The sequence below is a fragment of the Rheinheimera fenheensis genome, assembly GCF_039871805.1.
GTDB classification, from domain to species: Bacteria; Pseudomonadota; Gammaproteobacteria; order Enterobacterales; family Alteromonadaceae; genus Alishewanella; species Alishewanella fenheensis.
This window is the reverse complement of record NZ_JBDPJM010000001.1, coordinates 314,768-336,193: the sequence shown is the minus strand read 5'-3', so window position 1 is coordinate 336,193 and position 21,426 is coordinate 314,768. Positions and strand designations below refer to the sequence as shown.

General features: G+C 52.6%; 19 protein-coding genes. 8 read left to right on the top strand and 11 right to left on the bottom strand.

What is annotated here, in order from left to right; translation table 11 throughout:
- Nucleotides 1-125: 125 nt before the first annotated feature.
- Nucleotides 126-2,186, top strand: a complete 2,061-nt coding sequence (locus tag ABGI61_RS01375; protein WP_347595720.1) for a tetratricopeptide repeat-containing diguanylate cyclase — start codon at nt 126-128, stop codon at nt 2,184-2,186.
- Between the two features lie 10 nt (nt 2,187-2,196).
- Here the strand turns inward: ABGI61_RS01375 and ABGI61_RS01370 are convergent, their stop codons facing one another.
- Both ABGI61_RS01370 and ABGI61_RS01365 read right to left on the bottom strand, forming a co-directional pair.
- A complete protein-coding gene (locus ABGI61_RS01370; RefSeq protein ID WP_347595717.1) occupies nt 2,197-2,589 on the bottom strand; it encodes an MAPEG family protein in 393 nt (130 codons plus the stop codon).
- Between the two features lie 69 nt (nt 2,590-2,658).
- The gene (locus ABGI61_RS01365; RefSeq protein WP_347595714.1) at nt 2,659-4,563 is read right to left on the bottom strand and encodes an extracellular catalytic domain type 1 short-chain-length polyhydroxyalkanoate depolymerase; all 1,905 of its coding nucleotides are present in this window, start codon (nt 4,561-4,563) and stop codon (nt 2,659-2,661) included.
- Between the two features lie 343 nt (nt 4,564-4,906).
- On the opposite strand from ABGI61_RS01365, the gene ABGI61_RS01360 reads away from it, so the two are divergent.
- Complete coding sequence (locus ABGI61_RS01360) at nt 4,907-5,311, top strand: DUF2784 domain-containing protein (protein WP_347595711.1); 405 nt, start codon at nt 4,907-4,909, stop codon at nt 5,309-5,311.
- A 16-nt stretch (nt 5,312-5,327) separates the two neighbouring features.
- Here ABGI61_RS01360 and ABGI61_RS01355 read toward each other — a convergent pair whose 3' ends face one another.
- Nucleotides 5,328-6,068 carry an endonuclease gene (locus ABGI61_RS01355; RefSeq protein ID WP_347595709.1) on the bottom strand — a complete coding sequence of 247 codons (741 nt, stop codon included), beginning with the start codon at nt 6,066-6,068 and terminating at the stop codon, nt 5,328-5,330.
- Between the two features lie 67 nt (nt 6,069-6,135).
- Complete coding sequence (locus ABGI61_RS01350) at nt 6,136-6,636, bottom strand: Mpo1 family 2-hydroxy fatty acid dioxygenase (RefSeq protein ID WP_347595707.1); 501 nt, start codon at nt 6,634-6,636, stop codon at nt 6,136-6,138.
- A 255-nt stretch (nt 6,637-6,891) separates the two neighbouring features.
- On the opposite strand from ABGI61_RS01350, the gene ABGI61_RS01345 reads away from it, so the two are divergent.
- The gene (locus tag ABGI61_RS01345; protein ID WP_347595705.1) at nt 6,892-8,316 is read left to right on the top strand and encodes an alpha-amylase family glycosyl hydrolase; all 1,425 of its coding nucleotides are present in this window, start codon (nt 6,892-6,894) and stop codon (nt 8,314-8,316) included.
- A 9-nt stretch (nt 8,317-8,325) separates the two neighbouring features.
- Here ABGI61_RS01345 and ABGI61_RS01340 read toward each other — a convergent pair whose 3' ends face one another.
- On the bottom strand, nt 8,326-11,529 hold the full coding sequence (locus tag ABGI61_RS01340) for a DEAD/DEAH box helicase (protein WP_347595703.1): 3,204 nt from the start codon (nt 11,527-11,529) through the stop codon (nt 8,326-8,328).
- A 193-nt stretch (nt 11,530-11,722) separates the two neighbouring features.
- Here ABGI61_RS01340 and ABGI61_RS01335 point away from each other — a divergent pair, with 193 nt between their 5' ends.
- Nucleotides 11,723-12,274, top strand: a complete 552-nt coding sequence (locus tag ABGI61_RS01335; protein ID WP_347595701.1) for an SRPBCC family protein — start codon at nt 11,723-11,725, stop codon at nt 12,272-12,274.
- A gap of 91 nt (nt 12,275-12,365) precedes the next feature.
- Nucleotides 12,366-13,868 carry a YifB family Mg chelatase-like AAA ATPase gene (locus ABGI61_RS01330; RefSeq protein ID WP_347595698.1) on the top strand — a complete coding sequence of 501 codons (1,503 nt, stop codon included), beginning with the start codon at nt 12,366-12,368 and terminating at the stop codon, nt 13,866-13,868.
- Between the two features lie 132 nt (nt 13,869-14,000).
- Here ABGI61_RS01330 and pyrC read toward each other — a convergent pair whose 3' ends face one another.
- Complete coding sequence (gene pyrC / locus ABGI61_RS01325; protein ID WP_347595695.1) at nt 14,001-15,032, bottom strand: dihydroorotase; 1,032 nt, start codon at nt 15,030-15,032, stop codon at nt 14,001-14,003.
- A gap of 150 nt (nt 15,033-15,182) precedes the next feature.
- On the opposite strand from pyrC, the gene ABGI61_RS01320 reads away from it, so the two are divergent.
- A complete protein-coding gene (locus ABGI61_RS01320; RefSeq protein ID WP_347595692.1) occupies nt 15,183-15,335 on the top strand; it encodes a hypothetical protein in 153 nt (50 codons plus the stop codon).
- On the opposite strand, the gene ABGI61_RS01315 is transcribed toward ABGI61_RS01320, so the two are convergent.
- Nucleotides 15,332-16,510, bottom strand: coding sequence for a multidrug effflux MFS transporter (locus tag ABGI61_RS01315; protein WP_347595689.1), 1,179 nt, complete (start codon nt 16,508-16,510; stop codon nt 15,332-15,334). The two genes, ABGI61_RS01320 and ABGI61_RS01315, sit on opposite strands and share 4 nt — an antisense overlap.
- Nucleotides 16,511-16,676: 166 nt before the next feature.
- On the opposite strand from ABGI61_RS01315, the gene ABGI61_RS01310 reads away from it, so the two are divergent.
- Complete coding sequence (locus tag ABGI61_RS01310; protein ID WP_347595686.1) at nt 16,677-17,444, top strand: substrate-binding periplasmic protein; 768 nt, start codon at nt 16,677-16,679, stop codon at nt 17,442-17,444.
- Nucleotides 17,445-17,500: 56 nt separating this feature from the next.
- The gene (locus tag ABGI61_RS01305) at nt 17,501-18,175 is read left to right on the top strand and encodes a DUF3334 family protein (RefSeq protein WP_347595683.1); all 675 of its coding nucleotides are present in this window, start codon (nt 17,501-17,503) and stop codon (nt 18,173-18,175) included.
- A gap of 6 nt (nt 18,176-18,181) precedes the next feature.
- Here the strand turns inward: ABGI61_RS01305 and ABGI61_RS01300 are convergent, their stop codons facing one another.
- The 4 genes from ABGI61_RS01300 to ABGI61_RS01285 are packed head-to-tail and all read right to left on the bottom strand — an operon-like array spanning nt 18,182 to nt 21,330.
- A complete protein-coding gene (locus ABGI61_RS01300) occupies nt 18,182-19,390 on the bottom strand; it encodes an ATP-binding protein (protein ID WP_347595680.1) in 1,209 nt (402 codons plus the stop codon).
- A gap of 13 nt (nt 19,391-19,403) precedes the next feature.
- A complete protein-coding gene (locus tag ABGI61_RS01295; RefSeq protein ID WP_347595677.1) occupies nt 19,404-20,096 on the bottom strand; it encodes a response regulator in 693 nt (230 codons plus the stop codon).
- Entirely contained in the window at nt 20,096-20,476 is a 381-nt protein-coding gene (locus ABGI61_RS01290; protein WP_347595674.1) for a DUF3019 domain-containing protein, read from the bottom strand. The genes ABGI61_RS01295 and ABGI61_RS01290 overlap by 1 nt, the downstream gene beginning before the upstream one ends.
- Nucleotides 20,476-21,330: a MipA/OmpV family protein gene (locus ABGI61_RS01285; RefSeq protein ID WP_347595671.1), complete on the bottom strand. Its 855-nt coding sequence runs from the start codon at nt 21,328-21,330 to the stop codon at nt 20,476-20,478. The genes ABGI61_RS01290 and ABGI61_RS01285 overlap by 1 nt, the downstream gene beginning before the upstream one ends.
- Nucleotides 21,331-21,426: the final 96 nt, after the last annotated feature.

The following is a 21,426-nucleotide window of genomic DNA, read 5'->3' as shown; positions in this document are numbered from 1 at the left end:
TAAATATGTTTTAGAGCTAGGGGTTATATTGATTAGGGGGGTATTTGCCGCAAATCTGTGCATTAGGTATACGTATCCGGTATCTTGGGCTAAAAATAATAAAAGCCTTTAAGGTATCTGTGGTTATGCGTTTTTGCTTCTCTTTGCTTTGTCAGTTGTCTCTCACCCTGATGTTGCTGGCTGCCTTGCCAGTGTTGGCAGCATTGTCGGTTGATCCCCAGCTGGAACAAGCATTGGATACGTATATTCAGCTATCCATAGAGGATAGTGCTGCGGCTGATAAACAATTGCTGGATCTTGAGCAGCAACATGCGAATAACCCTGCTATCGCCAGCAGGGTGCGACTGCTCAGTTATTTGGTTAGTTACCAGTTTTACCAACAAGAACCAGAGCGGCTGGAGCAGCGCCTTAGCCAGTTACTTACCCAGGCTGAACAAACAGAAGATGCGGATACGCTGGCAGAAATTTACGCCACCGAGCTGGAAATACGGTTGTATCAAAATAGGTTAAATGAGGCCTTTCTTAACATAGATCGTGCAGCACAAGCCGTTAGCCGCGCACTGACACCACGTGTTCGTTACTATGCCAATAACGTCTTGGGCAGGGTGTATAAAGCCGACCAGCAATTTGAAAAAGCGCTGCAGCATTTTATCGATGCACTGGATGCAGTAAGCGAAACTGATAATGCTTTTACGCTGCGCCGGCGGGCCTTTTTAAACTACAACATTGCCCTGGTGCACACTGAGTTAAAAAACTGGACACAGGCCCGCACTTTGGCTGAGCAAAATATTGCTGAGGCAAAAAAATATGGCCATGACGGCCTGTTACCCGATCTCTATCTGTTACTGGGTTATATCGCCGGCTCAGAAAAAGATTATCTGCGCGCGGTGCAAATCAATCAGCAAGGTTTGGCGGCGGCAACGGCTGCAGGGCGTGACAGCGCCGCGCTCACTTTTGAAAACAATCTGGGGGCTACCTATATCCAGATGGCGCAGTATGATGAAGCTAATATTATTTTACAGCAGGCGCTTAAACGGGCTGAACAACTTAAAGACGAGTATGGCATTCAGCTAATACAGCAAAACCTGGGCTTTATTCGCGTAATGCAAGGCGAGCACGATGCAGGCATCGAGCAAATGGAAAGCAGTATGCGTTATTTAAGCCAGCATGCACCCAAGACGGAGTATGAACCTTATTACGAATGGCTGGCCAAGGCATATGCCGCAGCCGGGCGCTATAAAGAGCAAGCCGATACTTTGCTGGAGCAAATGGCGTTACAGGAGGATATCCGCAAAGCCGATAGTGAGAGCCGGCTGGCCGCACTGCAAGACAGGTATGACTCTAAGGCCAAAATGCAGCAAATTACCATATTAGAGCAGGAAAACGCCCTCAATGCCCAGTTGCTGGAAAACCAGCGCCTGCAACAACAACTCGTTTGGTTAGTGGCCATTATTGTCGCTTTTGCCGCTGTTATGGTGTTTCAGTTGTACCGTAAGGTGCGCCGCTCTAACAAAAAATTGTACGAAACCAATAGGCTGCTGGCGTATCAGTCGCAACGTGATGTGCTAACAGGGTTGTACAACCGTCGTGCGCTGCAGGAGTATTTGCAAAAACGGGCGTTAAAACGTCGCGATGGCGATATCGTCAGCCGTCGCGTTACCGGCTTTTTATTGCTGGATATCGATTTCTTCAAAAAGGTCAACGACAGCTATGGCCATGCCGCTGGCGATGCTGTGCTGCAGAGTGTGGCGCAGCGGCTGCAAGACACCTGCCGCGACAAAGACATGGTGGTGCGTTGGGGCGGTGAAGAAATGTTGCTGGTACTGGATAATATAGACCCGGCGCATGTTGGCAGCTTTGTACAACGGGTGTTAAATATTATTGGTGAGCAGCCGGTGACCTTTGACAACCAACAGATCGCAGTTACGGTAAGTGGTGGCTTTATTCACCTGCCGTTTGCCGGTATCAGTGAAGCCGAGCTGGACTGGGAGAAAGTGTTACAAATTGCCGATATGGCATTGTATTTAAGTAAAACTAACGGCCGCAACCAGGTATGTATGCTCGAGGGGCTAAATGCCAGCTTTAGCGATGTAGAGTCGCAGCTTTACAGCGATCTGGCCGGCGCTATCCGCGCCGGCCAGGTGCAGGTGGCGACCATTAACGGGCCGGGCGGTAATGTCAGCTAGCCCGGCAGTTTTAGCCCAGCTGCTTCAGTACGTACAGCACTAAGATCGCCAGCGCAGCCAGACTGATAACACTAAATGTCAGCGCCATGCCAAACACGCGAAATTGCAGTGGCTCTTTTAGCTGGCTAACGCCATAAGCATGGCTGAGTCGGCCCAGCAGCAACACCAGCCCCAGTACATGTAAATACAACGGCGCCAGGCCGCTGTACTCCGCCAAAAACATCAGCAACAGTGCAAAAGGGACGTACTCAGCAAAATTACCGTGCACCCGTATCGCCCGCTCCAGCGCCAGTTCACCTTTAGTACCAATGCCTACCTGATAGCGGCGGCGCTGTTTAATTACCTTAATACTTAATACAACAAACATCAGCCCCAAAAGGGCGGCGTAAAGCGCAGTAGTCATAATGGTCCTTAACCTAAAGCCTGTAGCAACAGGCTTTAGCATAGAGACAGTTAACTGCTTTGGGTAGCTTTAGTTACTGCAAGCCCCCGGCTGCCAGTAACTACTGCTGCTCGATGACAGGGTACTGATGCCCCAGGTAGAGCCGGCCAGCGCTATGTTACTGCCAGTGGCGAAATAATCCGGTGCATACGGATTGCCGGTACTGTAAGCCCGCCCCGCCAGCTTGTGGCTGTAATTGTTCGTGCTGAATTGCACGCAGTCTGCCGGTGGTGGCGGCTCTTCGTCGCCGCCATCACCGCCACCAGTGCGGCAACTTTGTGTTGGGCCAAAACAACTACCGTCGTCGTCCTGCCAGCGACATTGACTGCCAGTTAGAATCTGTTCACGCAATATAAAGCTGGAAGTACCGTACTCCAGGTAGCAGTTGGCATAATTGGTGTAGTCCAGCCGGCCGGCGCTGATATGTTGATCCAGGGTGGCTGTTTGCCCGGCGTCGATCGTAAATGTCAGTTGCTCTGTACTAAACAAACCGCTCTGATCCAGTGCGGTTATCAGAGCACTGTTTGCTCCACCTGGCAGGTTGCATTGCTGTGCGCTGAACCTATCGCCGTTTAAGCTAGCGCTGAGCGTTGCCGTGTCGAATTCGACAGATACCGATACCAGATTGCGGTTAATATCAAATACTTTACCGCTTACCGTAGCGCATTGGCCGTTAACACTGACTCCAAGCTCAGTGAGCTCGGGGGCGGCATCCGCCGGTGGCGGGCCAAGCAGCACAGCGGTGCTGTACAGTTCGCTCACTAAACCATTGCTGTCGCTGGCGCTAACTGTTAGCTGATACCAGTCATCAACCAGCGTTGTGCTGCTTAGGCTAAAGTAGCCGTTTGCGCCGGGTGTAGTGCTGCTGCTTTCAGTTTGCTGCAAGCTATTGGTAAAGCTGGCGCTGACAGTGATACTGTCGCCATCAGCATCAGTGGCGTTACCGCTGATAGTGATCACGTTGTTGCTGTGGCTGACAGCAATATTCGTCAGTTGTGGTGCGCTGTTGCGGTTTACCCGTTTATTATTTTCCGCAAAATACTGGCCCAGGTAGCTGGCGTAGTTAATGCCATTCGCATTAATGTAAGCCCCGCTGGCACCCTGGCCACCAGACCAGGCATGGTCGACATTGTTCAACCATAGCATGGCGACTCTGCCGTCTTGCCACAGGCTTTCGTCGGCGCTGCGGCCGGCGCCTTCACTAATCAGGTTCTGGCCACTAAGCCGGTTAACGCCATACAAAGCAGCCATACCATTGGCATTCTGCTCGTTGTAGCACAGGTTTACCGTGGTGTCGTTGCGGCCATGGGCAATAGCGGCAATCTGGCTGCTAAAGTGGCTGGCATAGCTGCCGGCGTACTGCGCACAGCGCGTCGCTACATCTGCTGCTTCGCAAGGGCCGATCGCCCCATTAGAGCTGGTGCCAATGCTGGGGCCGGCGCTAATGCCCATACCGGCAAAAATATCCGGCGCCAGGCAGGCGGTGGTATTGGCAAAGGCGGCGCCAGACGATAAACCGGCAATATATACCTGATTAGCATCTATCTGATACTGGCTGTTTGCTGTTAGCGTGGTGGCCAGGTTAATGAGGTTTTTATAGTCGCCGGCACTGCGGGCTTTAGTGCCCTGCCAGTAAGACCAGCAGCCAAAGCCGGCTTTGTTCATGGCATCGGGTAGCGCAATCACTAAACCGTGTTGCTCTGCCGCCTGCGCCAGGTTGGCGGTTAAATAGGCGTCGATCGATTGTGTGCAACCATGTAACACCAAAAGTAAACCACGGCCCTGGCCAATTGCCGAAACGGTATCCGGGGTATATACATGTACTTTGTTAAAACCGCCCAGTGTCAGGTTTTGCTGCCAGCTACCTGCGCTTGCCGGTAGCGCTGTACCTGCCAGTGTCAGTGCGGCCAAAAGGCCATAATACTTAAATTTCACGTCTTCAGTTCCTTATCGTTATTATGAATAAACACTGAAGCGACGCAGCCTCTCCCTGTCTGTCTAAAAGCGACTACAGCAGCAGGCCTCAGCGTGCTAAAAACTATAGGTGGCTGTGGCCCAAAGCGGTTTAGTACTTTAGTGCTGCATGGTGCAGCAGCGAGACTCACGCGTTAAGGTAGCATGAAGCTGTGGATGAGGTTGAATATGCAAAAAATGAATAGTGCAAAAGTGAGGCTAAGCCAGGCCTATCTAGCGGCTTATTACACCCAACAGGGCAGAGCTATCACTGTTGCGGCCCTATCAGCGCAAACGCTGTTGTCACAACAACAGCTGCAATAGTATGGCCACATCGTCTGTATTGCTGTTTTTGGCCGACACCCTGCTGGTTTTACACTTGCTGTTTGTCTTGTTCGTGATACTGGGTTTGCTTGCCATTTATCTTGGTTATTTTCTTAACTGGCGCCAGGTGAGAAACCGCTGTTTTCGTATTCTGCATTTAATCGCTATTGGTATAGTGGTAGTACAGTCCTGGCTTGGTGTAATTTGCCCGTTAACACTTTGGGAAAACGCGTTAAGGGAAAAAGCCGGTGCAGCGACATATAGCGGTTCTTTTATTCAGTATTGGTTGCACAATTTACTGTACTACACTGCACCAGATTGGGTATTTACGCTGCTGTATACCGCTTTTGGCAGTCTGGTGCTGCTCAGTTGGTTTGTAGTGCCGCCGCATGCAGCTAAAAAATGAATAGTTGTTTATTAGTTTACCGACTTACCACCAACCCATACCCGGTAGGCTTATAGCCCAAGTTCCACTCGCGCCTGCCGCTGACAAAAGGATTGTCGTGGCCCATATGTTGGCTAATACGTTGGTTTAGTTCGCGTTCTTGGGTGGTGACCGGATCTTGCCTGTGCCAGGCGATAAACAGCTGCTGCTGGGCGCGGGAGAGGTTGAGCTTGTATTTGTCGGCCATATAAAAGTAGATACGGGCAATGTCACCGCGCACATTCGGCGCAGGTTCAAATACCTGTTGTTTAAAATCGACCTTCACCGGGCAGGCACCGTGTTTGGCTTCGGTTGCCGGTAACACGCCAAAACGGAAGTTGCTGCGATCGCCGTTTACCTCGCCAATAGCGGGAGCTAGGTTGTATAAATCGGCTTCCATTAAGCGGAACACTTCGTCGGTTTTCACGCAGTTTTTGCGCCCGCCCTGTTGCCAGCACTGGCGCTGATGGCCAAAGTGATGCGCCGGCATCACATGCTCCCATTCAATACGGCTGGCGCGCGGGCCGTTTTTACGTATCTGATAGCCACAGCCAGCCAAATCCGGTATGCCCTTGCTGCCTTGCCAGCGAATGTCGCAGTCGCAATAAAAGCTTTTTGCCTCGGGGGCGTGAATACGCTGCGCCAGCTTTTTTGCCTGGTCAAAATTGGTCGGCGCCGCCTGGCTGGCAATGGATAACAGCAGCAATAAGCTGCTAACAACAATAAAAAAATACTGCATTCACTACCACTTACTTCAGTGACGTATTCCGGCTTAGCTTATTGTATTTGGCTTAACGACAGCTGATTTAATGCGTTTTACCGGCAATGTGCTCAATATCTTGCTGCAGCTGTTTACGTAGGCCAAGTTTAAAGCCCAGCTCGGCGATAATAAACAGTGGCCCGACAAAAAGACCAATCAGATCATCAACAAAGGCGGGTTTTTTACCCTCGTAGTAATGGCCGATAAATTGTAAAATCCAGCCAATAACGAACAAGCTGGCAGAGCCGCCTAGCCAAACTATATCGGTTTGTGCGGCTAAGATACTGGCAATAGCAAAGCAGCTGCCACTAAACAGCAGCATTATCAGGCCAAAGCGTAAGTCGAGCCGAAAATAAAACAGCGCAGAGGCGACAAACAATATCAGCGCCGGGGTAATGGCTACACCACCAAGCGTCAATAGCGGCCACCACAACAAGCCAAAGAGGGCAATGACAATTAGTGGAATGCCTGCATAGTGGGTGAGGATATTGCGCTCATCACGATGGTACTTGGCATATTGGCTTAGGTGTTCGGTCAGGTTTTTCATCGCTTCGTCTCCGGCAAAACCACAGTAGGCTTAGCCTAAAGCCGCCATTTGGCGTGGTCAATGAGACACTTTGTTCCTGTTGTAGCAAAACTGTAAAATTGGCGTATATGAGCAATAAATATACAGCGCTAAGGCGTAGGGTAAAGGCGTGTTAACGGAGCTTGATGTCACTAACACTTAGTGGTGCCGGCATGGCCGCACCGCTGCCCACTCACGGATGACTTGCATAAACCAAACACAATAAAGGATAGACCAATGCAAGTAATCAGTACCGCAATAAGGCGTCAGCTGTTTAAGCTGATGCTGGTGTTAACCCCGGCAGTACTTAGCAGTACCGCCAGTGCCGATGCCATTTTACATGCCTTTGACTGGCATTATGACGAAGTGGCCGCCAAGGCCAGCGAGATTAAAAACCTTGGTTATAAAGCTGTGCTGGTGGCGCCGCCGCTTAAATCGAACGCCGGTAACTGTGCCTGGTGGCAGCGTTATCAGCCGCAGGACATTCGCGTGATCGACCACTGTAAAGGCAATAAGCAGTCTTTTGTAAACATGATCAATGCGTTAAATGACGCCAACCCGGCACGCAAGGTAGACGTTTACGCCGATATTGTGCTGAACCATATGGCGAACGAGCGAAGTGGCGCTACCGACTTTCCCGGTCAGGCGGCGCTTAACAGCTATGGCAGTAACAGCAGCTACTGGAATAACCAACGGCTGTTTGGCAATTTAACCCAGGGCCTTTTCAGCCCGTGGGACTTTAACCCAGCCAACTGTATCAGCAATTACAATGATGTATGGCAGGTACAAAATTACCGGCTGTGCGGCGGTGGCGGTGACACCGGTTTACCTGATTTAAACCCCAATAGCTGGGTGGTACAGCAGCAGCGTGCCTATTTAAGTGCGTTAAAAGCGCTGGGGGTGAAAGGCTTTCGGGTAGATGCTGCTAAACACATGACCATTTGGCACATTAATGAAATTTTCACCAGCAGCATTAAAAATGGCATGTACGTGTTTGGTGAAATCATTACCAGCGGCGGCGCTGGCAATAACGAATACGACAGCTTTTTAGCGCCTTATTTAAACTACACCGATCATAAAGCCTATGATTTCCCGCTGTTTAACAGTATCCGTTCGGCCTTTGGCTTTGGCGGTAGTTTAAGCCAGTTGGTTAACCCAGGCGCTTATGGCCAGGCGCTGCAAAACAGCCGGGCGGTCACCTTTACCGTCACCCATGATATTCCGACCAACGATGGCTTTCGTTACCTGATCATGGATCCCACCGATGAATATCTGGCCTACGCCTATGTGATGGGGCGCGATGGTGGTAAGCCGCTTATTTTCAGCGACAGCACCGGCACCGACAATGGTCGTTGGGTGAACGCCTACAAGGCCAGCCACATCAGTAAAATGCTGAATTTTCATAACCGCATGCAGGGCCAGGGCATGGAAATGCTGGCCTGGAATGACTGCGCAATCTTGTTCCGCCGTGGTCAGGAAGGCGTGGTAGGCATTAATAAATGTGGCAGCACCCAAAGCTTTAACGTGAATACCAACGGCCGTTTTTACTGGTACCGCAACTACCGTGATGTATTAAGCGGTGGCAATCTGGTGTATATCAGCGGCAGCAGTTACAACTTCAGCTTGCCGGCGCGCCAGGCCAGAATGTGGTATGCCGACTAACCGCACTGCTTAATCAGCACTAAACAGCGCCAGCAAATCATCACTGCTGCCTTGCCACGGTTGGCCCTTGCCACCGGCAAACAGCTGGTCGGCCAGCTGGCGCTTATGCTGCTGCAACTGCTGTACTTTTTGCTCTACCGTATTGCTGGCAATCAGCTTGTAAACAAACACCTTTTTTTGCTGGCCAATACGGTGAGCGCGATCAGTGGCTTGCGCCTCGGCTGCCGGGTTCCACCAGGGATCGTAATGAATAACGGTATCAGCGGCGGTGAGGTTTAAGCCGGTGCCGCCGGCTTTTAAGCTGATTAAAAACACCCGGGTGTCGCCGTTTTGAAAGGCATCAATTTGTGCCTGGCGCTGCTTGGTCTGGCCGGTAAGTTTGCTGTAATCAATGCCCAGTGCGTTTAGCTCGTCGGCAATCAGCGTTAGCATGCTGGCAAACTGGCTGAAAATAATAATGCTGCGGCCTTCTTCTAACATCTCCGGCAAGGTATCGCGTAGCCACTGCAGTTTGGCATTACTTTGCACCGAGCGGGCATGCTCGACCGGTACCAGGCGTGCATCGCAGCAAGCCTGGCGCAGTTTTAACAGTGCATCTAAAAACTGAATTTGGCTGGCGGCAACGCCTTGTTGCACAAAAAGTTCGCGTACCTTGGTTTCCATCACTAAGCGGATGCTTTCATACAAGTTGCGCTGGTCGCTCTCCAGCTCCAGCAGCTGCACAATTTCGGTTTTCTCCGGCAGTTCGCTGGCCACCTGCGCTTTGGTACGGCGCAGCATAAAGGGTGCTATGCGCGCTTTTAACGCATGGGCGCGCTCGGCATCGCCGTGCTTCTCAATCGGTTTGCGGTATACCTGGTTAAAGTGGGCGTCGTTGCCTAACAAGCCCGGCAGCACAAAATCGAAAATCGATTTAAGCTCGCCTAAATGGTTTTCCAGCGGCGTGCCCGATAGTGCCAGCTTAAACTCGGCTTTGAGCAGGCGCACCGCTTTAGCCGCCAGACTGCCGGCATTTTTAATATGCTGGGCTTCATCCAATATCACGGCCGCCAGTGGTTGCTGCTGGTAATACTTGTGATCGCGTACCACCAGCGGATAGCTGGTGACGATGACATCGTAATCGGCCAGTTGGTTAAACAGCCCTTGACGTTTATTGCCATGCACCTGAAGCACACGCAGCTTCGGGGTAAAGCGGGCGGCCTCGGCCAGCCAGTTACCGAGTAAACTGGTGGGGCAAACAATTAACGCCGGCTGGTTTAGCTCGCCGCGTTGTTTCAGTGCCAGCAGTAAACTTAGGGTCTGCAGCGTTTTGCCCAGACCCATGTCGTCGGCCAGGATGCCGCCTAAGCCAAATTCACGCAAAAAGCTCAGCCAGCTTAAGCCCTGCAGCTGATAATCGCGCAGCTGCGCCTGTAAGCCAACCGGCACAGGACAGGGGCTGATGCCGTTAAAGTTGTGCAACAAGCTGCTTAGCCGGGTAACCCGCTGGGCATTTAAAAAGCGGATATCTTTGCTGCCCTCGGCCGGCAACAGCGCCGCTTTAAACGCGGGCAGCTCCAGGCTGAACTGCGGCTTGTTCGGGTTTAACAGCTCAATAATGGTATCAATAAAGGGCTGGATCAGCGCCGGTGATAGCGCCAGTTTGCCCTGCGGCAGTGATAACCAAATCGGTTTTCCGGCATCGGGCAAGCCATACTGGCGCAGCCACTGGCTGATCAGCGGCAGCAGCGGCACCTGGGTGCCGTCAATATCCACCTGAATGGCCAGGGCAAAGCCACCGGCGCTCTGATCCTGCACCTGCAGGTAAGGGTCGCCGGTTAAAATATCCAGCTTAAACTCGTCGTCGCGGGCGATATGCCAGCCCTGTTGCGCCAGTGTGGGCAGGGCATCCAGCAGTGGCTGCCACAACAACGGGTTATCCGGGCCTTCACCGACGCCAAAGGCGCTGTGTTCGGCATAGGGTGCGGGTAATGCCGGCAGCTGCACCAGCTCCAGCGCGAGCAGTTGTTCCAGCGCGGTGATTTCGGCTGGGCGGTCGCGCTTAATAAACACGCTCTGGTTGTTGTCGTTAAGCTCGGTTTGCGCCTGCATCAGATTTAATGGCAGCAGATAGTTGCCGTACTGAAACTGCAGCAGTGCGGTGGGCTCGCTGCGGCCGCGGGCTTTATGCGGCAGCATTTTTAACTGCAACACCGGTTTGGCGGCGGTGTTCACTTGCTTCAGGCCAGCCACTGCCGGCACCGGCAAGCTGGCCTGGCTAAACAGTTGCTGCAACCGGCTGACGGTGCCCGCCAGGTTAGATACCGGCACCGGCGGCATGGTATTTAACAGTTTTAACTGGCTGCTGCTAAGGCTGGTGTCCAGCTCACCTAACTCATAATAGCTGGTGTCGAGATAACAGGGCGGATCGGTATATACCAGCTCAAACTCGCGCTCGCTGTCGTCCAGCTGCCAGCACAGCTGTTGGCCGGCAGCGCTGTCTTGCCAGTAAAACTGCAGCGGCCGTTTCGGCCCGGCAGATAGCGGGTGACGGGCTTCGGAAAAAAAGCAGCGGCCGCTTTGCAGTAGCTGTTGTAATAACTGATAGCCCCAGTCGCCTTCTAATAGCGGTAAATCGCGCAGGCTTTGTGCGCGGAAATAACTTAAAAGCCGGTAATCCTGCTCATCAATCCAGTGTGGCATCACCGGGCTGACCAAATCATATTTACCGATGGCCACCCCTTTAGTGTAGCCACCTTTTTTACTGCTTTTCACCCGGCGTGGGCTAAGCTGCAGGCCGGCCTGGCCATACGACAGCAAATACAGCACCACATCTTTTTCTTCCGGCTGGGGGCTTAATGCTTGCTCGGCCTGGCTAAACCATTGGTTTAACTGGCGCAGCGGCTGCTGCTCTAGTTGCAGTTTTTGCTGCTGATAATCACGCTGCAGCCTGAGTAATACGGCCAGCACGTGCTTACAGTTGGCGCCAACCGGACAGGTACAGCGGTTTTGCAGCTGCACCCCGTCGCTGCTGCGTTTTATTTGAATAAACTGGCGGTACGGCGTAAAGGCGGCGCCCCATACCTGGGCACTGATTTCCGATAAATCGCTGTTGTACTCCAGCTTGACCACTTTACCGGCTTGCAGGTAGGCCTGGGCACGGTGAAAAGTCACTGTATCGAACCAACGCTCCAGCTGTGACTGGCTTAACACAAATGCAGGATCAGTAACCATAACGCCTAAGCAATAAACACAAAGGCGTAATGCTACCGCAGTTTTGGCCTAAGCCAAATGCGCTGGCGAAAATTTAGCGTGTTTTGCTGTGGTTAACCTTCCGAAGTAGCACAGCGGGTCACTGGAGTGTTAACAAAAACCGGCTATGGTTATAAGCAGTTGCGCCTGTTCAGGCTTAATCAGGACACACCTTATGCTTAAAAAATTCGTTATAACGCTGGTGCTGCTGCTGGCGATACCGCTGCTGGTGGCTTTACTGGTAAAACGGCAGTATCAGGTGCAGGCCGAAGTGGTCATAAATCAGCCGCAGCTGCTGGTGTTTGACTACATTCGCTTTGTCAGTAATCAGGACAACTTTAGTGTCTGGGCGGCACTGGACCCCAATATGCAAAAATCCAGTGACGGGGTAGACGGCACTGTCGGCTATATTAGCCGCTGGCACAGTGAAAACTTTGATGTCGTCAGTGGCGAGCAGCAAATCATTGCCATTACTGAAGGTGAGCGTATCGACCTGCAACTGACCTTTCATCAACCTTTTGCATCAGTTTCTCATGCTTACATGACCACAGAAGCACTTAGTGCCGGGCAAACCCGGGTCAGTTGGAGCTTCAGCAGCCAGCTGCCATACCCGGTTAATTTGATGCTGCTGTTTGTGGATGTCGAGGGCATGATTGCCGAAGATTTACAGCAAGGCCTGGAGAACCTGAAGCTGATCCTGGAAATGCCACCGTCCGGGTTAGATTGAAATGTAACGCAAAAGTTAAGTTAATTTCTTGCTTAAATTTAACAATTGGGCAAGTATTAATTATCTTTCGTTTTGCGTACAGGAGACAGGGATGTCACTGGCCGTTGTGTTCAGCCGCGCCCGGCATGGTTTAGATGCCCCCTTAGTTACCGTTGAAGTACATATCAGCAATGGCTTGCCGGCGTTTCAATTGGTGGGCTTACCGGAAACTTCGGTCAAAGAGTCACGCGACCGGGTACGCAGTGCCATGGTCAATAGCGGTTTTGCCTTTCCCGATCGCAAGATCACCGTCAATTTAGCGCCAGCCGATTTACCCAAAGAGGGCGGCCGCTTTGATTTGCCGATAGCGCTGGGCATTATCGTCGCTTCAGGCCAACTGAGTGAAAAAAGCCTGAATGGCTATGAGTTTTGTGGCGAGTTAGCGTTATCGGGCGAGATCAGAAGCATAGTGGGCGAAATCCCGGTGGCGATAGCCTGTCGTGATGCCGGCCGTGAAGTAGTGCTGCCGATGCACAATGCCCAGCAAGCGCAGCAGGTGCCAAAGGTGACAGTGCATGGCGCTGAGCACTTGCTACAGGTACACAGCTTTTTACTGGCACAGCAGCCGTTGCCGGCAATACCCGCTTTACCCTCGCGAGAGGCGCAGCACCTGCCCGATTTAGCCGATGTAAAAGGCCAGGCGCATGCTAAACGGGTATTGGAGATCTGCGCTGCTGGCGAGCATAACCTGTTAATGTTAGGCCCGGCCGGTACCGGTAAGTCGATGCTGGCGCAGCGTTTGCCGGGCATTATGCCGCCGCTGACCGAAAACGAAGCCTTAGCCACGGCGGCTATTTATTCCATTGCCGGGCTAAAGCGTAATTTAACTGACTGGCAACAACGGCCGTTTCGCAGCCCACACCACACCAGTTCGGCGGTGGCGCTGGTCGGCGGTGGCTCGGTGCCCAGGCCTGGTGAAATTTCACTGTCGCATCATGGCATTTTGTTTTTAGATGAGTTGCCGGAGTTTCCGCGCAAGGTGCTGGATGTACTGCGCGAGCCGCTGGAAACCGGTGTAGTGCACATTAGCCGCGCCGCACGTCAGGCCGAGTTTCCGGCGCAGTTTCAGTTGGTGGCGGCATTAAATCCCAGCCAGACCGGCCATCATCAGGATGGCCGTGCCACGCCCGAGCAGGTGATGCGCTATTTAAACCGTTTGTCCGGGCCCTTTATCGACCGTATCGAGCTGCAAATAGAAGTGCCGCTGCTGCCCAAAGGCATGTTAAGCCAGCAGACACAGGAAGAAAGCAGTGCCAGTGTACGCGAAAGGGTGCTGGCGGCGCGGCAGTTGCAACTGGCGCGCCAGGGCAAGGCCAATGCGCGACTAACGGGCAGTGAAATTGCGGATTTTTGCCCGTTGCAGCGCGCCGATGCGCAGTTTCTGGAAGATACCATTCACCGCTTTAAGCTGTCGGCACGCACCTACCATAAAATTATTAAGGTGGCGCGTAGTATTGCCGATTTGCAGCAGCAAGCCCAAATTAGTCGCGCGCATTTGATGGAAGCGCTCAGCTACCGCGCGTTAGAGCGGCTGCTGAGTTATTTAAAGAATTGAATGCTGCGTATGCTGAAGCAGGAGTCGATGTACTCTAAGTCAACCGTTGCAGGCCAGGATGGCCGAATCGAGCCCCCAGGGAAGGGTTTACGGCGTGTTGACGTGAGTATATCGGCTCATGCATTACGCCTGTTACACCAGCTTCCAGTTTAAGGTTTCACCGGCATAAAACGGCACTATCGGGTTGCCGTTGGGCAGAATGATTTCTGCCGGCACCTGCCATTGTTGCTTCACTAAGGTTACTGTGCCGCTGTTGCGTGGCAGGCCGTAGAAGTCGGCGCCATGGTGGCTGGCAAAGCCTTCCAGTTTATCCAGACAACCTAAGTCATCGAAGATCTGCGCATACAGCTCAATGGCGCTGTGCGCACTGTAACAGCCGGCGCAGCCACAGGCTGACTCTTTACGGTGCTTTTCATGCGGTGCTGAGTCGGTGCCCAAAAAAAACTTGGCCGAGCCTGTTGCTACTGCAGCGCGCAGCGCTTCCTGATGGGTGCGACGCTTTAATACCGGTAAGCAGTAGTTATGCGGGCGCACACCGCCTACCAGCAAATCGTTACGGTTTAACAGCAAATGCTGTGGCGTAATAGTCGCTGCGACATTGTTTGACGCCTCTGCAACAAAGCTGGCGGCATCAGCCGTGGTGATATGCTCAAACACCACCTTTAAACTGGGAATACGGGCGACGATATGCTGCAAATAGCGGTCGATAAACACTTTTTCCCGGTCAAAAATGTCAATGTCGTGGTCGGTGACCTCGCCGTGAATTAATAGCAGCATGCCTTGCTCTGCCATCACTTCAAACACCGGGTATAGCGCATCTAACGCGCCGACACCGTGGCTTGAGTTGGTGGTGGCACCGGCCGGGTATAACTTCGCGGCCACCACACCAGCGGCTTTGGCGTCAATAATATCCTGCGCACTGGTTTTATCGGTCAGGTATAGGGTAACCAGAGGTTGAAAGGTGCTGCCTGTTGGCCGGGCGGCCAAAATGCGCTCACGGTAAGCCACTGCCATCGCAGCGGTGGTAACCGGCGGCACCAGATTAGGCATGACAATAGCGCGGGCAAACTGGCGCGCTGTGGCCGGCACGGTTTCGCGCAGCATATCGCCGTCACGGAAATGCAAATGCCAGTCATCCGGGGTTTGAATAGTAAGGGTTGTCATGCAAGGCTCCTGCGGCTTGAGCGAAAACTGGCGGCTATTCTAGCAATTTCAGCGCTTAACCGCACCGGCTAAATTAGCCGCTGTTTTTACTTCAGACCGGCACTATGCTTTGCTACACTGGCAGCTGTGTACCGATGCGGAGAGACGATAATGTCAGATTTAGACTTTGACCTGGACCACCTGGATTTTGAGCAAGCGCAGCTGAATGTCGAGCAGCAGCAACAAGCACAGCTGAATCAGGCTGAAGAACCCCAATTTGGCGATGACGACGACGAATGTAGCGGCGGCGCCTGCAAAATTTAATCGGGCTGCGCGTCCGCTGGCGTATGCCACAGCTGGCTGATGGCAATACACAGTACTCCCAGTAACATCAGCAGTGAAAATGGCAAAGGTGTGCCGTTATAAAACCAGGCCAGCAAGGGCCCGGCCATGCCGCCAATACCAAAGCGCAGCGTGCCAATAACAGCGGTAGCCGTGCCGCTGTTATCAGGGAATTTCATTAAAATCATCGCGTCAGCGTTAGTGGCTATCAGGCTAAGGCTGGCCATCAGCGGTGCTATGCTCAGCACCGTATACAGCAAACTAAATTGCCAGAAATTAAACAGCGCCAGCAAGCTGGCGCTAACAATCGCCAGTGCCAGGCCGGCGCGCAGCATGCGCTGGGGTCCTTGCCGGGTAACCAAGCGGCTGTTAATAAAGTTAGCCAGCATCAGCATTAATACATTAAAGCCAAACAACAGGCTGAACTCTTGCTCGTTAACACCAAAATACTGAATGTAGACAAAAGGCACTGCGGTTAAAAAGCAGAAAAACGAGAACGAGGCAAACATTGAGGTGGCAATATCGGCGCGGGCAGAGCGCTGAGCAAACACTACCTTGTAACCACTGAAAAACTGTAGCGGTTGTGATGCTGCCGGGCGGCTTATTTCCGGCAGTGCCCGCCAGCATAGCAGCAACACCACCGCAGCATAGCCAGCCAGGGTGATAAAAATCATCTGCCAGTTGGCCAGCCACAGCACACCGCTACCAATGGCCGGCGCTAACAGCGGTGCCAACATCATTATCATCGACACATAAGACATGCCCTTGGCAGTGTGTTCCTGGTAAAGGTGGCGCACTATGCCGGGCACCACCACAGTGGCCGCTGCGCCGCACAGTGCCTGCAGCGCGCGCCAGAACAAAAACCATTCGATACTGCTGACTAAACTTAACGCTATGCTGGCCATCACAAAGCCGCTTAGCCCAAACAGGGCTAGCGGGCGGCGGCCAAAGTGGTCTGCCAGCGGGCCGCAGATCAGCATGCTGATGCCAAAAAACGCCAGAAAGATACTTAACGATTGCTGCACCATGCCAATAGAGGTATTCAGCTGCTGCGCCATAATGGGCATCGCCGGTAAATACATATCGATAGCCAAGGGCGTGGTGGCCACCACGGCGGCCAGTAACAAAATGATCCAGCCTGCGGGTTTTACAGACATAACCTGACACTCATACAAGAAGAGCCGGCTATGATACGTGGTTTAGTGTCTGGCAGCTAATGCCGGCGTGTAAAAATACGTTAGTAAATATGTCACTGCCGGTACAACATTGCTTTTCTGGTCAGAAAGCTTTGTAATGACGCTATTGCCGCCAAAGCGTGACCTTATGTTAAACCCGGTAAAATCCTGTCTTGCCATGTTAAGCCTGTCGCTGAGTTTATTAGTTCAGGCGGAAAATACAGTTACCTCTGCAGAGGCTGAGCCATTGCGGGTTGGCCTGCACTTGTCGGCACCCTGGTCGTTTTACAATGCCGACGGTGAGCTGGATGGTATAGAGTATCAGCTGCTGTCGCGTATCTTTCGGCGTGCCGGGCTGAACGTCGAGTACGAATTACACAGTTACAGCCGGCTGCTAAAGCAATTTAGTGATAAAAAGCTCGATTGTGCCTCGCCGGTGGCTGTTGAGGTAGCCGGTGCAAGCTACAGCCAGGATTTTCTGCCGTTTCAGGATGTCGCAGTGAGTTTGCAAGCGCGCCACGTAGAGGTTGATACCCTGGCGCAGCTGGCTGACAAACGTATTGTTGCCTATCAGCAGGCACAGCAGGTGCTGGGACCAGAATTTAGCCGTGCCATCAGCAACGCCAGTTACCTGGAGCTGGCCGAGCGTGAGCTGCAGCTGGAGCTGTTGTTCAGTGACCGGGTTGACCTGGTGATTGGCGAGCGGCGGGTGTTGCAGTATTTGGCAGCGATGCTGGCACCACAGCATCTGCTAACTACGCATTATTTATTTGCTGAGAAAGCCTACCCGGCAGCCTGTTGGCAACCAGCGCTACGTGATGTGATTAATCAGGGGTTGTTGCAGCTACAGCAAAGCGGCGAATACCAGCACATTATTCAGCAATATAATACGCCACCAAACGACGACCCAACATAGCCTTAATGGCCGGCTTAGGCTTATACTGACATAATCTGACCGCTTGGATAACACTGATGAAAAAAACCAAAATAATTACTACGGATGAGATTTTACTGACGCTTTGTCAGTCGGTCACTAAGGTGCTGGCCGGTGCTGGTAACCACAATGTCGATTACTCGCCGATGGTGCAAAAAATTCAGAAAACTTGTCTGCGGCCCGATCTAGGCTGCTTTGTGCTGTTCGACGGGGGCTTTTCCGGCCTGGTGATCATTAACTTTACTGCTCAGGCAGCGATGGAAATATACAAAAAATACCTGATGAGCATGGGCATGCCGGAAGAAGAGCTGGCGCAGTTTCATACCTCAGACGAGGTGGGTAATGTGATGGGCGAGCTGATGAACCAGATCGTCGGCGACTTTACCAACACGGTGCGCTATGACCTGCATACCTCGATTAATCAAAGCCAGCCGAAGATGATGGCGATAAACAAGCAGGTGCAAATTTTAATCAACACTCAGCTGGACCAGCCACAAGCGCGCCGGGTGACCTTTAGCACGCCAGAGCACAATATCTTTTATCTGGAGCTGGCGATGGATAAAACCGAATTTATCCAGCTGCACGAGTTCGATAAAGCCGAGCAGGAGCATCCGGACGATATTCTGGCCAATGCTCAGCAGTACACACCGGAAAACACCGTCAGTGCTGAGGTTGACGTCGACGACGATTTCCTGAAAAACCTGGGGTTGTAAGCGGCCTTAACTTTGCCGCAGTGGCAGGCGCAGTTCAAAGCAGGCACCGCCCAGTTTTGACGCGCCAACACTGATGCTACCCTGATGCCACTGGGCAACACGCTGCACTATCGCCAGGCCCAAACCAAAGCCACCCGAGTCTTTATTGCGGCTGGCTTCTGCCCTAAAAAAGGGCTTGATAATCTCTTCACGTAACTCAGGCGCCACGCCGGGGCCATCGTCTTCTACTTTAAGCTGCCAATACTGCTTTTGTTGCGTTACGCAGACGATAATATGCTGTTTGGCATACTTTTTTGCGTTAACCAGCAGGTTTTGCAGTGCCCGCTCCAGATAATGGCCATCGCCGTACAGCTGGACAGTTGGCGGCAGTTGCAGTTGTATCGGCGCGCCGGGCAGCGGTGATAATTTCTCCTGCAGGCTCAGTAGCAATTCAGCCAAATCGACCTGTTGCCATTGCAGCGGTAGCTGACCGGCTTCCAGCCTGGCGTAATCGAGTATTTCATCCACCAGTTGTTGCAGTTCGCGCACATCCTGCAGCATCAGCTGCTTTTCCTGCTCGGGCAACTGGCTGGCCATTTCCAGCGCAAAACTTAACCGTGCTATCGGTGTGCGCAGTTCATGTGACACGGCGTGCGTCATTTCCTGTTGCAGGTTGAGTAAGCTGCGGATTTGCTGGCTCATCTGCAAAAAGCGCTCAGCGATAGGCGCGATAAAAGAACGCGCCGGCAAGACGGGGGTGGTGAGCGGCTGCTGTAGGCTGCGCTCCAGCGTGCGGATGTCACGGGTAACCGGGTATAACCATAACGCCACTGCCACCGCTAACAGCAAGAAAAACAGCAGGCTGAACCAGGCCGCACCATCCTGTTGCTGCAGCGGTAGTGGCCCTAATTGCCACAATTGGCCGTCACGCAGCGCGTAAAAATATACCTTGGCATCATCGAACAAACTGACCAACTGGCCTTGTTCCAGTTGCGCCTGCTCAGCGGATAACCAACTGATACTATGGGTATTAAGTGCGGTTACCTCCAGCTGTGTTAGTGCCTGCCAAGCTGTGGCTGGGCCTTGCAGCTGTTGTTGCAATAAGGTTTGATAACTGGCCAGCCAGGGCGGCTCAGCGGCAGGCTGCCATTGCTGCCATAGCTGTTCCACTGTCCAGCCCAGCGCCAACAGCACCAAAAAAATAAACAGATAAAAATGCCAGAACAGCCGCTGCATCAGGGGTTAACCGTTAATGCCAGGCATCGGCGACAAACAGATAACCTTTGCCCCACACCGTTTTTATTTTAAACGGCGTTTCAGCATTGTCGCCCAGTTTGCGGCGCAAATGTGAGATGCGCACATCAACGGTGCGGTCCAGGCCATCGTATTCGCGGCCAATAATTTGCTGATGAATGGCTTCGCGTTTGACCGTTTGACCGGCATGTTTCGCCAGCATCCACAACAGGTCAAATTCATAGCTGGTCAGGTCAACGCGCTCGTTGTGGTACCAGGCTTCGCGTGCCCGCTGCTTTAACTGCAGGTGGCCGAACTGAAGCTCTTGCTGCTCTTGCTTCTGGTTGCTCTGGCTGCGGCGCAGTAAAGCGTTTATGCGGGCCACCAGCACCCGCGGCTCGACCGGCTTAATGACGTAATCGTCTGCGCCCAGCTCCAGCCCGAGCACCTGGTCAATGTCGCTTTGCTTGGCGGTAAGCATCAGTACCGGGCCTTTGTACCAGGGGCGGATCTGCCGGCAAACACCAAAACCATCCAGGCCGGGCAACATTAAATCCAGTACGATCAAATCCGGTTGAAACTGCCTGCAATGCTCGGCCACCGCATCACCCTGGCTTTGTTGCTCTACCACAAAACCATGTTGTACTAAAAAGCTCTGCACCAGGGTGGCCAGACGCAAATCGTCTTCTACCAATAAAATTTTTGCCATCAGAATAGGCTCCACGGGCTGTTTAAACGGCGGCGCGCCGGTTTACGGCTTTGCACCTGCAATGAGGTCTGCAGCAGTAAACTGTCATCGGCGTCGCGTAAACTGAGGTCAGTATTTTGCCAACTCAGCTGCTGCTGCCATTGGCCGCCATAGCTGTTCTGCCAGCAATGCAGTTTTTGCTCTGCCAGGTACAAGCAGGCGCTGACGGGAGTAGGGCTTTGCCAGCTAAGTTGTAAAGCGGCTTCACATAACTGGCCGGGCTGTTCGGTAACACAAATTTGTGGGCTCACCTGCCAACACAGGCTACTGGCACAGTCTGCCGGCGCTGTGCTGGCTGGGCTGAGTCCGTTCAGTACCAGTAACAACCAGGCTCCCTGCATTAATACATCCGGTAGCTTATACCCAAAAACCAGGTCGTTACATTATCGGTCCGCACCAGCGGGCTGTCAGTCATGGCATCATCCAGATGTAGGTAGCGTACAAAACCCAGCAGCGACACGCGCTCAGAGACAGGCCGTTGCCAACTTAAGCTCAGCTGTGGTTGCCAGCTGGGCTTGCCGTTATAGCGTGGTAAATAAAACGGCTCATTATTGTCAATGCCGTAGTAAGTATCAATTAATTTAGCGCTTTTCCACAGCAGGTTGCCACTTAGCTGCCACTGGTTGCTCTCTTGCTGCCAGGGCAAGCTGATACCAACACTGGCATGCTGGCCCTGATAGGTGTTACTGACATCCTGCCACAACACTGCTTTAACCAGCCATTGCCCGACTAAGCCATCGAGTTGCAGGCCGGCATCGACAGCGGTAGGTCTTTTGCGGATTTCTCGCACTGACGCTTGTAATGGCCCTACTCTGTCAATGCTGATCGACGGGCTGGAAAAGTTGCTGCTGCTAAACTGAAAGGCATTGCCACCAAACCACTTTTGAAAATGGCCTTTTTCCTGATTAAACTGAGCCACCAGGCTAACTTGCCATTGCTCGTTCAGTGCCCAGCTGCTGCCCAGTTTGCCGTTGTCAAAAAACCAGTGCTCGGCGTAGTAATAAATGTCTGGCAGGATCACCAGCGGCAGCTCTTCGCCGCCATATAGCGGATTACTGCGCTGGCCATAGCCCAATGCCCAGCGCAGGTGCAGTGTTTGCTCCGTAGCACAGCTTTGCGCCGGTTCACAGGCAGCGGTTGTTTCAGCCTTGACGCTGCCAAGAAGCAGCACCAGTAATAATATGCAATAACGCAAATGTCACCTACAAAAACATCGTTAACGTCGTCAGTGTAGCAAGATGTGCTGTGGGGCATAAGATGGTATAACAATGTTTCACAAATTGTCGCTGAC

Excerpts from the sequence above, each read along its gene's own strand:
- ABGI61_RS01370 (WP_347595717.1), bottom strand. The coding sequence starts at position 2,589 with ATGACTACTGCGCTTTACGCCGCCCTTTTGGGGCTGATGTTTGTTGTA.
- ABGI61_RS01355 (WP_347595709.1), bottom strand. The coding sequence starts at position 6,068 with ATGCAGTATTTTTTTATTGTTGTTAGCAGCTTATTGCTGCTGTTATCC.
- ABGI61_RS01320 (WP_347595692.1), top strand. The coding sequence starts at position 15,183 with ATGTCAGATTTAGACTTTGACCTGGACCACCTGGATTTTGAGCAAGCG.
- ABGI61_RS01350 (WP_347595707.1), bottom strand. The coding sequence starts at position 6,636 with ATGAAAAACCTGACCGAACACCTAAGCCAATATGCCAAGTACCATCGT.
- ABGI61_RS01345 (WP_347595705.1), top strand. The coding sequence starts at position 6,892 with ATGCAAGTAATCAGTACCGCAATAAGGCGTCAGCTGTTTAAGCTGATG.
- ABGI61_RS01300 (WP_347595680.1), bottom strand. The coding sequence starts at position 19,390 with ATGCAGCGGCTGTTCTGGCATTTTTATCTGTTTATTTTTTTGGTGCTG.
- ABGI61_RS01310 (WP_347595686.1), top strand. The coding sequence starts at position 16,677 with ATGTTAAACCCGGTAAAATCCTGTCTTGCCATGTTAAGCCTGTCGCTG.
- ABGI61_RS01340 (WP_347595703.1), bottom strand. The coding sequence starts at position 11,529 with ATGGTTACTGATCCTGCATTTGTGTTAAGCCAGTCACAGCTGGAGCGT.
- pyrC (WP_347595695.1), bottom strand. The coding sequence starts at position 15,032 with ATGACAACCCTTACTATTCAAACCCCGGATGACTGGCATTTGCATTTC.
- ABGI61_RS01295 (WP_347595677.1), bottom strand. The coding sequence starts at position 20,096 with ATGGCAAAAATTTTATTGGTAGAAGACGATTTGCGTCTGGCCACCCTG.
- ABGI61_RS01290 (WP_347595674.1), bottom strand. The coding sequence starts at position 20,476 with ATGCAGGGAGCCTGGTTGTTACTGGTACTGAACGGACTCAGCCCAGCC.
- ABGI61_RS01315 (WP_347595689.1), bottom strand. The coding sequence starts at position 16,510 with ATGTCTGTAAAACCCGCAGGCTGGATCATTTTGTTACTGGCCGCCGTG.
- ABGI61_RS01375 (WP_347595720.1), top strand. The coding sequence starts at position 126 with ATGCGTTTTTGCTTCTCTTTGCTTTGTCAGTTGTCTCTCACCCTGATG.
- ABGI61_RS01305 (WP_347595683.1), top strand. The coding sequence starts at position 17,501 with ATGAAAAAAACCAAAATAATTACTACGGATGAGATTTTACTGACGCTT.
- ABGI61_RS01330 (WP_347595698.1), top strand. The coding sequence starts at position 12,366 with ATGTCACTGGCCGTTGTGTTCAGCCGCGCCCGGCATGGTTTAGATGCC.
- ABGI61_RS01335 (WP_347595701.1), top strand. The coding sequence starts at position 11,723 with ATGCTTAAAAAATTCGTTATAACGCTGGTGCTGCTGCTGGCGATACCG.
- ABGI61_RS01360 (WP_347595711.1), top strand. The coding sequence starts at position 4,907 with ATGGCCACATCGTCTGTATTGCTGTTTTTGGCCGACACCCTGCTGGTT.